This is a genomic window from Micromonospora sp. NPDC049529, assembly GCF_055586685.1.
Window position 1 is genome coordinate 379,114 of the sequence record NZ_JBVJHT010000001.1, and the last position, 13,563, is coordinate 392,676.

The following is a 13,563-nucleotide window of genomic DNA, read 5'->3' on the forward strand; positions in this document are numbered from 1 at the left end:
AAGGCGGGTTGAGATGCCAGCGATCGTGCTCATCGGGGCGCAGTGGGGCGACGAGGGCAAAGGCAAGGTTACCGACCTGCTCGGCGAGCAGGTCCACTACGTCGTCCGTTACTCCGGCGGTAACAATGCCGGACACACCGTGATCACCCCGGACGGGCAGAAGTACGCACTGCACCTGATGCCGTCCGGTGCACTCTCGCCGAACGCGATGATCGTGATCGGCAACGGTGTGGTGGTCGACCCGAAGGTGCTGCTCGACGAGATCGACGGACTGGCCGAGCGGGGCGTCGACGTCTCCCGGCTGCGGATCTCCGGCGACGCGCACCTGATCATGCCGCACCACCGGGCCCTGGACCGGGTGGTCGAGCGTTACCTCGGCTCGGCCCGGATCGGCACCACCGGCCGGGGCATCGGCCCGGCGTACGGCGACAAGGTCGCCCGGATGGGTATCCGGCTGCAGGACCTGCTCGATCCGGGCATCCTGCGCAAGAAGCTGGAACTCGCGCTGCGCGAGAAGAACCAGATGCTGTTCAAGGTCTACAACCGCAAGGCGCTGGACGTCGACGCGGTGACCGACGAGTACCTGGAGTACGCGAAGCGGCTGCGGCCGTACATCGCGGAGACCCGGGCGATCCTCTGGGACGCGCTGGACCGGGGCGAGACGGTGCTGCTGGAGGGTGCCCAGGCGACCATGCTCGACATGGACCACGGCACGTACCCGTTCGTGACCTCGTCGAATCCGACCGCGGGTGGGGCCTGCGTGGGTGCCGGCATCCCACCGACCGCGATCACGAAGGTGATCGGGGTGACGAAGGCGTACACCACGCGGGTGGGCTCGGGTCCCTTCCCGACGGAGTTGTTCGACGACAACGGCACGCACCTGCGCAAGGTCGGCGCCGAGTACGGCACCACCACCGGCCGCGAGCGGCGGACCGGCTGGTTCGACGCCGTCGTCGCCCGGTACGCGACCCGCCTGAACGGCATCACGGATCTGGTCGTCACCAAGCTCGACGTGCTGACCGGCCTGGAGAAGGTGCCGATCTGCGTCGGCTACGAGATCGACGGTGAGCGGTTCAGCGACATGCCGATGACGCAGACCGCGTTCCACCACGCGACGCCGATCTACGAGGAGCACGACGGTTGGTGGGAGGACATCACCAAGGCTCGTACGGAGGCCGAGCTGCCGGAGAACGCCCGCCGCTACATCGCCCGCATCGAAGAACTCTGCGGCACCCGAGTGAGCGTCGTGGGCGTAGGCCCCGGCCGCGAGGAAAACGTAGTCCGCCACCCCCTCCTCTAACCGCCCCCGCGACCCCCGCGACCCCCGCGACCTCTTCGGCCCCTTCGACCTCTTCGTTGATCATGAAGTTAGCGACACGGAAAGTGCCCCGGGCCCGCGCTAACTTCATGATCAACGGACTGGGTGGGTCAGGAGCGCGGTGCGGATGGTGTCGGGGATGTAGGTGGGGTTGAGGGTGTCGGACCAGGTGAAACGGAGGATGCGCCAGCCGGCGTTGGCGATCCGGTTCTGGCGTCGGCGGTCGCGGTAGAGGGCCTCCGGGGTGGCGTGCACCCTGGTGCCGTCGGCTTCGCCGATGATCCGTTCGCGAAGCCAGGCCAGGTCACCCACGGCCAACAGGTGGCCGTCCTCGTCGCGTACCGGGTGCTGTAGCTCGTCGGGCGGGACTTCGCCGTCCACGCAACGCAGGCGTACCCGGGTCTCCAGTGGGGACTCGGCGCGACCGTCCGCCTCGGCCAGGTAACGCCGGGCGGCCACCGCTCCCCGGCGCCGAGCGAGCATGGACCGTACGACCGGCAGATCCGGCTCGGTGATCGATCCCTGGTGCAGTGCCGAGTCCAGCACCGACACGGCAGCGAAGCGGTCCGTTCGGAGTAGCAGGTCGGCGGCCGTACGGATGGAAATGGTGGTCCGGATTCCGGCGACCGTGCCGATCTCCCCGGAGGGGATGACCAGCTGGTGCACCACGACGGCCGGATCCCTCGGCCGCAGCGGTCGGGCGGCCGGGCCGGGCACGGAGACGTGGATCCGTGGATCCGTCCGCAGTCCCGCGAACCCGTGCAACTCGGCGGCGGTCCCGAGCACCGCCGTCGCCGGCACCCCGAGCGATGCCACCGCCGCCCGAATCCGGGCTCGTCGGGCGGCCAACTGACTCGGCGCCGGTTCCACGAGGTACGCCGCCCGAGCCAGCCTCCGCCACCTCCGGCTGCGGCACAGCCGCTCGATCTCGCGCACCGTCAACCCCGCGGCCAACGCCTGTTCCCGAGTGACGACCCCGTCCTGCCCCGCCGCCACCCGGCGAACCACCGCCATGCCATCCACGCCCCCACCCAACCGCCCCCACCCCACCCCCGCCACCACCCCTGTGGATAACCCCCCGCCCCACCTGTGGATAACCCCGCCCCGGCCCCGTTGATCATGAAGTTGGCGACAGGGAACGAGCCCTGGGCCGTCGCTAACTTCATGATCAACCGGGCCGGGGCGGGGTTGATCGAGTAGCGGGGGGTGGTGGGGTGCGTAGGATCTGGGGTCGTGCGGGTTCTTGTGGTGGGTGGTGGTGGGCGGGAGCATGCGCTCGCGCTCGGGTTGGATGCTGATCCGGCCGTCGAGGCGGTGGTGGCGGCGCCGGGCAATCCGGGGATCGCGGCGGTGGCGGAATGTCTGCCGGTCGACGCGCTCGATCCGGGAGCCGTTGCCGCGCTGGCCGTGGAGACCGGTGCGGATCTGGTGGTGATCGGGCCCGAGGCGCCACTCGTCGCCGGGGTCGCCGACGCGGTCCGCGCCAAGGGCATCGCGGTCTTCGGCCCGTCCCAGGCGGCCGCCCAGTTGGAGGGCTCCAAGGCGTTCGCCAAGGAGATCATGACCGCCGCCGGGGTGCCGACGGCCCGCGCGTACACCTGTGTCGACGCGGCCGAGGTGGCTCGGGCGCTGGACGAGTTCGGTCCGCCCTACGTGGTGAAGGACGACGGACTGGCCGCAGGCAAGGGCGTGGTGGTGACCGAGGACCGGAACCGGGCACTCGCCCACGCCGCCCAGTGCGCCCGGGTCGTCGTCGAGGAATATCTCGCCGGACCCGAGGTCTCGCTCTTCGTGGTGACCGACGGGGAGGCGGCGTTGCCGCTGCTGCCGGCCCAGGACTTCAAGCGGGTCGGAGACGGCGACACCGGTCCGAACACCGGCGGCATGGGGGCGTACGCGCCACTGCCGTGGGCGGCACCGGACCTGGTAGACGACGTGATGACCCGGGTGGTCGAGCCGACCCTGGCCGAGATGCGCCGACGTGGCACCCCGTTCTCCGGGCTGCTCTACGTGGGTCTGGCGATCACCGCCACGGGACCGAGGGTGATCGAGTTCAACGCGCGCTTCGGGGATCCGGAGACGCAGGTCGTACTCGCGCTGCTGGAGACGCCGCTGGCCGGCCTGCTGCACGCGGCCGCGACCGGGACGCTCGCCGAGCACCCGCCGCTGACCTGGCGCGGCGGTGCCGGGGTCGCGGTGGTGGTGGCCTCGGCCGGCTATCCGGAGGCGGCCCGCACCGGCGACGTGATCACGGGCGCCGACCGGCCCGGCATCATCCACGCCGGGACCGCGCGCCGGGACAGCGACGGTGCCCTGGTCTCCGCCGGGGGCCGGGTCCTCTGCGGTACGGCGATCGGCCCCGACCTGGAGGTCGCGCGGGACGCGGCATACGCCCTGGTCGAGGAGATCGAGTTGGCCGACTCGCACTATCGGCGGGACATCGCGTTGGCGGCGATCGAGGGTCGGGTCGCCCCGCCCAGCCGCTGACCCCCGCCGCTGACCCGCCCCCGCCGCTGACCCGCCCGAGCGGCACGGGACCGGTACGGCACGAAAGCGGGATTCGCCGGAGCCGGTCCGGTCCTTACCTTGGGATCCGACACCCGGTCGATCATCGGCCGGGGCCGAGTTTCCGCAGGGAGTGACCATGAACACGATCGTGGCCAGCCGGTACGTCGGGCGGCGCGCCGACGACGAGCCCACCCGCCGGGTGTCGTGGCGTACGGCCGGCCGGCTGACGATTCCGCTGCTGGTGGGCGTGTTGGCGGTGGCGGGCGGAGCCGGCTGTTCGGCGAAGGACCGCGCCCCGGCGTCGTCGGCGGGTCAGGTCTCCGGTGGTTCGGCGACCGGCCCGGTCCCGAGCGCGTCGGCGACGGACACCGGTGCCGGGCCGAGCGCCACCTCCGGTGGTGAACCGGGCGGCAATCCCGGTGCGCCGGGTCAGCCGGGTCAGCCGGGCGGCGGTCCGGGGAAGCCGGGTTCCGGTCCCACCGGCCCGGCCAAGCCCGGCGCGGCGACGTCGCCGGTGCAGATCGTGCAGTTCCGGATCGAGCAGAAGCCGACCTGCCCGCAGGGTGCCTCGGAGTTTCCGGTGGAGGCGACGCCGCTGGTGATCGAGTGGAACGTGACCGGCGCGGAGACGGTGGAGTTGGCCGTGGACGGGCCGGGACTCTACGGCCGCTATCCCGCAAAGGGTACGGAGAGCTTCACCTTCTCCTGCGGCGGAACTCCCGGCAGCACGGAGAAGCACACGTACAAGCTCACCGCCAAGCACGGAACATACGTCGAAACCCGTACGCTCACCGCCACCGCGACGGTGTACGACACCGCGACCGTCTGAGGAGGTGGTGCCGGTCGGGCCGCCCCGATCGGCACCGCTGACCGATCGGCCTTTTCGGACCATCCGATCGGTGTAACGACCGGGCATCCGTCGTTGACACCCCGTGCCATGATCAGCCTGTCGCGCGGATCGGATCGATGTCCAGCTCTGTATGGGCAGGCTCCGCGCCGTGCGTTGGCAGCGTGGGGAGGTCGACGAATTTCGATGGGTGAGTTCCTGGGCGTGGCGTTCGGCTTTCCGACCGCGCTCTTCAGCTCCCTGCTCGTGGTGGTGGTCGGCTACTGGCTGCTGGTGCTGTTCGGCGTGGTCGGACTCGATGACGACACGACGGCGGAGCCCGGCGGGGCGGCCGGTTTCCTGGCCGGACTCGGGCTCGGCGGCCCACCGGCCACGGTTGTCCTGTCACTGCTGATCGCGGTGGCCTGGTTCGTCAGCCTCGCCGGCACCGTGCTGCTGGAGCAGCCCGACCTCTCCGGCGTACCGGCGGCGCTGCTCGCCACGCTCCTGCTCCTGGCCGCCCTGGCCGGCGGGTGGCTGGCCACCCGAGCACTGGTTCGGCCACTGCGGCAGTTCTTCCAGACCGATCAGACCGTTTCCCGTAACTCCTTCGTCGGTCGGGTCTGCGTGATCCGCACCGGCCTGGTCAGCGTCGACTTCGGGCAGGCCGAGGTGACCTCCCCCGACGGCTCGTCGGCGGTGATCCAGGTCCGGCAGGCCAGCGGCGACAATCTCGGCTCCGGCAGCCGCGCGCTCATCTACGACTACGACGCCGACCGCGAGTTCTTCTGGGTGCTGCCGGTGGAGGCCACCGGTGACCCCGACTACCACCCCCACGGACAGAAGGACCACTGATGGATGTGATCACCACCGGCGTCGGCGTGCTCCTGGCCGTCGTGCTGCTCGTCGCGATCGGCGTGGTTTTCCTGGTCAGCCGCCTGTTCAAGAAGGTCGAACAGGGCAAGGCGCTGATCATCTCCAAGGTCCGCCGGGTGGACGTGACGTTCACCGGTGCGGTCGTGCTGCCGGTGCTGCACAAGTCCGAGACCATGGACATCTCGGTGAAGACGATCGACATCGAGCGGACCGGCCAGGAGGGTCTGATCTGCCGGGACAACATCCGGGCCGACATCAGGATCACGTTCTTCGTCCGGGTGAACAAGACCACCGAAGACGTGATCAAGGTGGCGCAGGCGATCGGCACCGCGCGGGCCAGTGACCGGGAGACGTTGCAGGAACTGTTCAACGCGAAGTTCTCCGAGGCGCTGAAGACGGTCGGCAAGCAGCTCGACTTCGTCGACCTCTACACCAAGCGGAACGAGTTCCGGGACCAGATCATCCGGGTGATCGGCACCGACCTCAACGGCTACAGCCTGGAGGACGCGGCGATCGACTTCCTGGAGCAGACCCCGCTGTCCAAACTGGACGCGGCGAACATCCTCGACGCCCAGGGCATCCGGAAGATCACCGAGCTGACCGCAATCGAGCACATCCGTACCAACGAGTTCCAGCGCAACGAGCAGAAGGAAATCACCCGGCAGAACGTCGACGCCCGGGAGGCCATCCTGGAACTGGAACGGCGCCAGGCCGACGCCGAGCTCAAGCAGAATCGCGAGATCGAGACGCTGCGGGCCCGCGAGGACGCGGAAATCTCCCGGGTACGGGCGGAGGAGCGGCTCCGGGCGGAAACCGCGCACATCCGTACGGACGAGCAGTTGGGCATCCAGAAGGAGAACAAGGCTCGGGAGATCGCGGTCGCGGAGAAGAACCGGGAACGGGTCATCGCGATCGAGTCGGAGCGGATCGAGAAGGACCGGATGCTGGAGGTGATCGGCCGGCAGCGGGAGACCGAACTGTCCACCATCTCCAAGGACAAAGAGGTCGAGGTCGAGAAGCGGGCGATCGCCGAGGTGATCCGGGAGCGGATCGCGGTCGACAAGACCGTCGCCGAGCAGGAGGAGAACATCAAGCGCCTGCGGGTGGTCGAGGAGGCCGAGCGGACCCGGCAGGCGGTGATCATCCAGGCCGAGGCGGAGGCGCAGGAGGCGCTGGTCAAGGACATCAAGGCGGCCGAGGCGTCGGAGCAGGCGGCCAAGCACAAGGCGCGGGAGAACCTGGTCCTGGCCGAGGCCCGGCAGCAGGCCGCCGAACTGGAGACCCGAGCCAAGATCCGGCTGGCGGAGGGTGCGCAGGCCGAGGCCGCCGCGACCGGTCTGGCCGAGGTCCAGGTACGCGAGCGCGGCGCCGAGGCCATCGAGAAGGAAGGCCGGGCCGAGGCGATGGTCGAACGCGAGAAGGCGCTGGTGCTGGCCGACGCGTTGCGCGACAAGCTCAAGGGCGAGGCGGAGGGTCTGACCGAGAAGGCTGCCGCGATGGCCGCGCTGACCGACGCGAGCCGGGGGCACGAGGAGTTCCGGCTGCGGTTGGAGGCGGAGAAGGATCTCCGGCTGGCCGAGATCAACGCGCAGCACCGGGTGGCCGAGTCGCAGGCGATGGTGCTCGCCGCCGGGCTGGAGAAGGCGAACATCGACATCGTCGGCGGGGACACCATGTTCTTCGACCGGCTGGTCAACTCGATCACGCTCGGCAAGAGCGTCGACGGCTTCGTCCAGCATTCCGAGGTCGCGCAGAGCCTGGCCAAGCCGTGGCTGGACGGGGAGGCGAGCTTCCCCGCCGACCTGACCCGGATGATCGGCTCACTGAGCACCGGAGACGTACAGAACCTGACCGTGTCGGCGTGGCTGTTGCAGCAGATCAAGGCCGGCGGCTCCAACTCGGACAAGTTGCAGGACCTGCTCCGGTCGGCGCAACAGCTCGGCCTGGCCGACCAGCCGATCGCCGCCCTGAGCGGCCCGAGGCAACGGGGTACGGGTGAGTGACCCCTCGACCACCAGCGGCGTGACCAGCACAATCGACCCGCCCGCCGACACCGGTGCCGGCGGCGGCGTCGACGCCGGCACGTACGAGGTGTTGCGGGCCCGGCTCGCCGAGCGGGCCGGGGAGCTGGCTCGGCGGGCCGAATGGCTGAACAGCCGCCGGTTGGAGGTGTTCGGCGGCACCGAGTTGCGGCTGATCGGCACCGAGCGGATCCGTACCCGGAACAACTGCGTACCCCGGGACATCGTCTCGGTCGGCGGCCTGATGCTGTTCGGCTACAACGTCTTCATCGGGCTCAAGCCCGAGACGACCGTGGACGACGTCTTCTCGCTGCACCACTTCACCCGTGGCCGGGCCGCGAGCGACGACCCCACCAACGAGGACGAGGACGAGGACGCGTTCCGGTTCGACGACGTCGATCCGGGGCAGCTCGCCGGGCTGCTGCGCGACCCGCAGTTCGAACGCGACTTCGGTGAGCTGTACCGCTACTACCGGGAGACCCGGCTGGTGCAGTTGCGGCGCCTCGACGGCCGACTGCTCGCCGTTTTCCAGACCGGGCCGCGTACCGAGGACATCCGGGTGCTGCGGTGGCAGGTCGACGTCGACGGCAGCGTCACGTACCTGGACAACCGGGGCGAGCGGGACCATGTCTTTCCGCCCTCGCACGACTTCGAGTGGACGCCGACCACCCGCGACGACCACATTCTCGGCCGGCACCCGCACATCTCGATCGAGGACGAGGTGTTCGTCGAGACGGTCGGCGGCACCCTCACGGTCAAGCTGGAGAACAACACCGAGACCGGTGAGGGGATCTACTCCGAGCCGGTCGACGAGCCGTTGCAGAGCCTCGCCGACGCCGACGTCCAGCATGCCCGGATCGGGCCGTTGATCCTGCTGCGGATGCGGCCGTACAAGGAGACGCGGTGGCGGCACCTGGTCTTCAACACCAGGACCAAGGAGGTGGTCCGGCTCGACGGTATCGGGCAGGCCTGCCAGCGGCTGCCGGAGGACCACGGCATCATCTTCCCCGGCGGCTACTACCTGGCGACCGGGGTCAGCCGGACCTTCGACACCGACACCGAGGGGCTGGAGTTCGAGCGGACCATCCGGTCGACCAACGGCGAGGACGTGCTCTTCGTCTTCCACGCCCGAGGCGCCGGGCGGACGCTGCTGCTGCCGTACAACGTGATCCGCAAGGAGGTCGCCACCCCGGTTCCGTGTCACGGTTACTCGCTCTTCGACGACGGGACGCTGGTGGTGTTCCGGGCCACCTCGGACGAGCCGACCCGGGTGCACCCGATGCAGGTGTGGCAGACGCCGTACCTCTCCGACAGTTACGCCGCCCGGCAGCCGGTCGGCACCGGTCCGCTGGAACGGGTCGGCAACGCGGACCTCGTACGCGGAATCTCGGACTGCCTGTCGGTGGCCCGGATGGTCAACGAGATGACCCCGACCCTCGGGGTGTTCGAGGCGCTGATCGTCGCCTGCGCCCGGATCTTCGACCACTACCACTGGCTCGGCGAGGCCGACCTCGGTGACCTGCGGGCTCCGCTGAGCGAGGTACGGGCCACCGGCAAGCAGGTGCTGGACGAGTTCGAGAAGGTCCAGTCGCTCACCGCGCACGCCGCCGCCACCCTGGACGAGGCCGCCGACCGGACCGCTTCCCTGGTCCGGCAGGTACGCGGTGAGGCCCCGCGCACCGCCGACGACTGGGTACGCCAGCTCGCCGGTCTCCGCCAGGCGCAGGGCCAGCTCGTCACCCTGCGCGACCTGCGGTACGTCGACCTGGCCCGGATCGACGTGCTGAGCGAGGACCTCGCCGCCGAGCTGACCAACACCGGACAGCGGGTGGTCGCCTTCCTGCAACGCGACGACGCGTTCGGCGACTACCAGGCCGAGGTGGAGCGGCTGCGGAGCGGCGCCGCCGCGATCGGTACGGTGGCCGAGGCCGCCCCGCTGCGCGACCGGCTCGCCGAGCAGGCCGAGGGCCTACAGGTGGTGACCGAGGTGGTCGGCTCACTGGAGATCGCCGACGCGACCGTACGGACCGGGATCCTGGCCCGCATCGGTGAGGTGCTCGGCGCGGTGAACCGGGCTCGGGCCACCCTCGACGGCCGCCGCGCACAGTTGCTCACGGCCGAGGGGCGGGCCGGGTTCGCGGCCGAGTTCGCCCTGCTCGGGCAGGCGGTGACCGGTGCGCTCGCGGTCGCCGACACGGCGCAGCGGTGCGACGAGCAACTGGGCCGGCTGCTGCTCCAGGTGGAGAACCTGGAGTCACGCTTCGGAGAGTTCGACGACTTCCTCGCCGAGCTGACCACCCGCCGGGCCGACATCTACGAGGCCTTCTCCGCCCGCAAGCAGGCCCTGCTGGACGAGCGGGCCCGCCGCTCCGACCGGCTGGTCGGCTCGGCCGAACGGATCCTGGTCAGCGTGCACCGGCGGCTGTCCGGGCTGCGCTCACTGGACGAGATCAACACGTACTTTGCCTCCGATCCGATGGTGGCGAAGCTGCGCGGGGTCGCCGACGAGCTGCGTACGCTGGGCGACCCGGTCCGGGCCGAGGAGCTGGCCGGGCGGATCAAGGCCGCCCGGCAGGAGGCCGGCCGGGCGCTGCGCGACCAGCAGGACCTGTACCTCGACGGCGGTGCGACGATCCGGCTCGGCCGGCACAGCTTCTCGGTCAACACCCAGGAGATCGACGTCACGCTGGTGCCGCAGGACGGCCGGTTGGCGGTCGCGGTGACCGGCACCGACTACCGGGCACCGATCCTGGACGAGACGTTCCAGCAGACCAGCGCCTTCTGGGACCAGTTGCTGGTCTCCGAGTCGCCCGAGGTGAGCCGGGCCGAACACCTCGCCACCTCGATCCTCACCGACGCCGAGTCTCATGCGGGTGGGACGAACCTGGAGGCGTTGCACGAGGCCGCGGTGAGCCAGCCGGCGCTGCTGGACCTGGTCCGCCGGGTCGCCGAGGGCCGGTACGACGAGGGTTACGAACGCGGCATCCACGACCACGACGCGGCGGCGATCCTGGAACCGCTGCTCCGCCTCTACGACGGCGCCGGGCTGCTCCGGTTCCCGCCGGCGGCCCGTGCCGCCGCGCAGCTCTTCTGGACCTTCGGGCCGGACGAGTCGACCCGTACCGCCTGGTCCACCCGTGCCGGTTCGCTGGCCCGGGCCCGGACCGCGTTCGGCGGCACGGACGCGATCACGGAACTCTGTACGGAACTGTCCGGCGCGGCGGAGGCGTTCCTGCGTACGGCAGGGTTGCCGGAGCAGGCGGAGGTGGCGCCGCTCGCCGCCGCGTACCTGTTCGAGGAGCTGTCCCGGGCGCCGTTCGGCTTCGTCACCGGCGCCGGTGCCCGCGCGCTGCTCGACCGGTTCCGGCGCACCCTCGGCGGGCCGGCGTCAAAGTCGGTGCAGGAGTTCGACGAGGACCTGCGGGCGCTCGGCGACGACCTGGCCGCCCGGCACCAACTGGTCGAGGCGTGGCTGGAGTCGTTCCTGCGTACGGCGGACGGGTCGGCGTCGACCGGGCAACCGCTGGACGCGTACGACCTGCCGGAGGCGGTGGCGATCGAACTCTGCGGCACCGCCCTGCCCCGGCACGAGTCGGCGGCGACCCTGACCGCAGAGGTGACCGGGCTGCTCGCCACCCATCCCCGGATCGTCGACGCCCGGCTGCCGCTGCGGATCGACGAGCTGCTGTCGCGTACCCGCGAGTTCCGGACCGTACGGGTGCCGGCGTACCGGGCGTACCAGAAGCGGCGCAACGAACTGGTGGCCAGTGAGCGCAAGCGGCTTCGGCTGGCCGAGCACCAACCGAAGGTGCTCGGTTCGTTCGTCCGCAACCGGCTGCTGGACGAGGTCTACCTGCCGCTGATCGGGGACAACCTGGCCCGCCAGATCGGCGCGACCGGCGACGGCAAGCGGGTCGACCAGATGGGTCTGCTGCTGCTCATCTCCCCACCGGGCTACGGCAAGACAACCCTGATGGAGTACGTCGCCAGCCGGCTCGGCCTGGTCTTCGTCAAGGTGAACGGGCCGGCCCTCGGTTCGGCGGTCACCTCGGTCGACCCGGCCGAGGCACCGAACGCCACCGCCCGGCAGGAGGTGGAGAAGATCTCGTTCGCGTTGGAGCTGGGCAACAACGTCATGCTCTACCTGGACGACATCCAGCACACCTCGCCGGAGCTGTTGCAGAAGTTCATCTCGCTCTGTGACGGGCAGCGCCGGATGGAGGGAGTGTGGGACGGCCGTACCCGAAGCTACGACCTGCGCGGCAAGCGGTTCGCGGTGTGCATGGCGGGCAATCCGTACACGGAGTCGGGGCGGCGGTTCCGGGTGCCGGACATGCTGGCGAACCGGGCGGACGTGTGGAACCTCGGTGACGTGCTCTCCGGTCGGGAGGAGGTGTTCGCCCTCAGCTACCTGGAGAACGCGGTCACCTCGAACCCGGTGCTGGCACCGCTCGCCGGCCGGGACCGTGGTGACCTGCAACTGCTGGTACGGCTGGCCCGAGGCGACGAGTCGGTCCGCGCCGACCAGCTCACCCACCCGTACGCGGCGGTCGACTTGGACCAGATCCTGTCGGTGCTGCGCAAACTGCTGCGGGTGCAGGAGGTGGTGCTGGCGAACAACCGGGCGTACATCGCCTCGGCGGCGCAGGCGGACGCGTCGCGTACGGAGCCGCCGTTCCTGCTCCAGGGTTCGTACCGGAACATGAACAAGCTGACCGAGCGCATTGTGCCGGTGATGAACGACGAGGAGTTGGAACGGGCCGTTGACGACCACTACCTCGGTGAGGCGCAGACCCTGGCCGCCGGTGCCGAGGCGAACCTCCTCAAACTGGCCGAACTACGCGGCCGCCTGACCCCCGACCAGGCGCGCCGCTGGTCCGAGGTCAAGGCCGGCTACCTGCGTGAACGCGCCCTCGGCAGCAACCCCGACGACGGCATCGGTCGAGCCATCGGCGCCCTAGGCCTCCTAGCCGACCGAATAGCCGCCATCGAATCCGCCATAACCCGAGCCACCCACCCCACCCCCTAACCAGCCCCCGCCCCGCCCCCGCCCCGCCCCCGCCCCGCCCCGTTGATCATGAAGTTAGCGCAGATTCTTCGCGTTCAGAGCGCGCTAACTTCATGATCAACGCGCACCTGGGGGGATTCCTTGGGAGGGGGTGAAACCGGGGGGTGGGGGTGGGCGTGTTGGGGGTGTGTCGGTGTGGTGGGGGCCGGCGCGTGTCCATGGTGATCGCCCGGCGGACAGGTGCGGCGGGCAGTGCGTGTGAGGAGTTCGGCATGTCCAAGGTGAAATGGTTGACCGGGGCGACGATGCTGGCGTGTACCGGAGCGCTGGTGGCGTGCCAGAGCGGTTCGCCCGCGAGCCCTACCGCATCCGCCGGGCCCACCGCCTCTGCTTCCGCGACGGCATCACCGGTGGCCACTGTCACGGCACCGGCCTCGCCGTCCGTCGCGCCGCCGCCCGCACCGGGCAGTCCGTCCGTCGCACCGCCGCCGGCACCGGGGGGTTCGACCGACGCCGTGCTGTCGGGCAAGCGGGAGGTGACGATCGTACGGGTGCAGGCGTCCGAGGGCGGGGTGTCGCTCGACGGTCGGCTGGTCGAGGCCGACGACGACAGTGGTCGCCAGTTGTTCGTGCCGACGCCGCTCGGCGGGGACACGTACCTGGTCAAGGCGTTCGGCAAGGCCAACAACCACCCCGCCGCCGACGAGCCATCGTGCTGGCAGGTGCACAACCCGCGTACGTCGGAGCCACTGACGGTCGAGGGGGCCGTTTGTGACCAGGCCAATCCGGCTCAGCGGTTCACGATCTCCGCCAAGGGCAAGGGGACCTACGCGATCAGCAACTCCTCGGCGTACCTCCAGTTCCCCTCGTCCCGGGGTCTGATTCTGGAGGAGTTGGGCGACGCGCCGCTGCTCAGCACGTTCCGGTTCGTCGACAATGGCCCCGCGCGCCGTCCGGCCGGCGGCTGACCGCGTACGGGCGCGACGGTGGTCGGGGAGGCGGCGGC

8 protein-coding genes are annotated in these 13,563 nt (G+C 70.3%); 7 read left to right on the plus strand and 1 reads right to left on the minus strand.

Going from position 1 to position 13,563, the window contains the following annotated elements; translation table 11 throughout:
• Positions 1 to 13 precede the first annotated feature (13 nt).
• Positions 14 to 1,300, plus strand: coding sequence for an adenylosuccinate synthase (locus tag ACZ6QQ_RS01790; RefSeq protein ID WP_465873470.1), 1,287 nt, complete (start codon positions 14 to 16; stop codon positions 1,298 to 1,300).
• A gap of 111 nt (positions 1,301 to 1,411) precedes the next feature.
• Here ACZ6QQ_RS01790 and ACZ6QQ_RS01795 read toward each other — a convergent pair whose 3' ends face one another.
• On the minus strand, positions 1,412 to 2,332 hold the full coding sequence (locus ACZ6QQ_RS01795; RefSeq protein WP_465873471.1) for an endonuclease domain-containing protein: 921 nt from the start codon (positions 2,330 to 2,332) through the stop codon (positions 1,412 to 1,414).
• 219 nt (positions 2,333 to 2,551) lie between these two features.
• Here ACZ6QQ_RS01795 and purD point away from each other — a divergent pair, with 219 nt between their 5' ends.
• The 6 genes from purD to ACZ6QQ_RS01825 all read left to right on the plus strand — a co-directional run bounded on the left by purD (position 2,552) and on the right by ACZ6QQ_RS01825 (position 13,525).
• Positions 2,552 to 3,805, plus strand: coding sequence for a phosphoribosylamine--glycine ligase (purD, locus tag ACZ6QQ_RS01800; protein ID WP_465873472.1), 1,254 nt, complete (start codon positions 2,552 to 2,554; stop codon positions 3,803 to 3,805).
• A 157-nt stretch (positions 3,806 to 3,962) separates the two neighbouring features.
• On the plus strand, positions 3,963 to 4,655 hold the full coding sequence (locus tag ACZ6QQ_RS01805) for a hypothetical protein (protein ID WP_465873474.1): 693 nt from the start codon (positions 3,963 to 3,965) through the stop codon (positions 4,653 to 4,655).
• Between the two features lie 204 nt (positions 4,656 to 4,859).
• A complete protein-coding gene (locus ACZ6QQ_RS01810; protein ID WP_465873475.1) occupies positions 4,860 to 5,507 on the plus strand; it encodes a hypothetical protein in 648 nt (215 codons plus the stop codon).
• Positions 5,507 to 7,531, plus strand: coding sequence for a flotillin family protein (locus ACZ6QQ_RS01815; RefSeq protein ID WP_465873477.1), 2,025 nt, complete (start codon positions 5,507 to 5,509; stop codon positions 7,529 to 7,531). The genes ACZ6QQ_RS01810 and ACZ6QQ_RS01815 overlap by 1 nt, the downstream gene beginning before the upstream one ends.
• Before the next feature lie 19 nt (positions 7,532 to 7,550).
• Positions 7,551 to 12,578, plus strand: coding sequence for a DNA repair ATPase (locus ACZ6QQ_RS01820; protein WP_465873478.1), 5,028 nt, complete (start codon positions 7,551 to 7,553; stop codon positions 12,576 to 12,578).
• 389 nt (positions 12,579 to 12,967) lie between these two features.
• Positions 12,968 to 13,525, plus strand: coding sequence for a hypothetical protein (locus tag ACZ6QQ_RS01825; protein WP_465873479.1), 558 nt, complete (start codon positions 12,968 to 12,970; stop codon positions 13,523 to 13,525).
• The last annotated feature ends 38 nt before the right edge of the window (positions 13,526 to 13,563 follow it).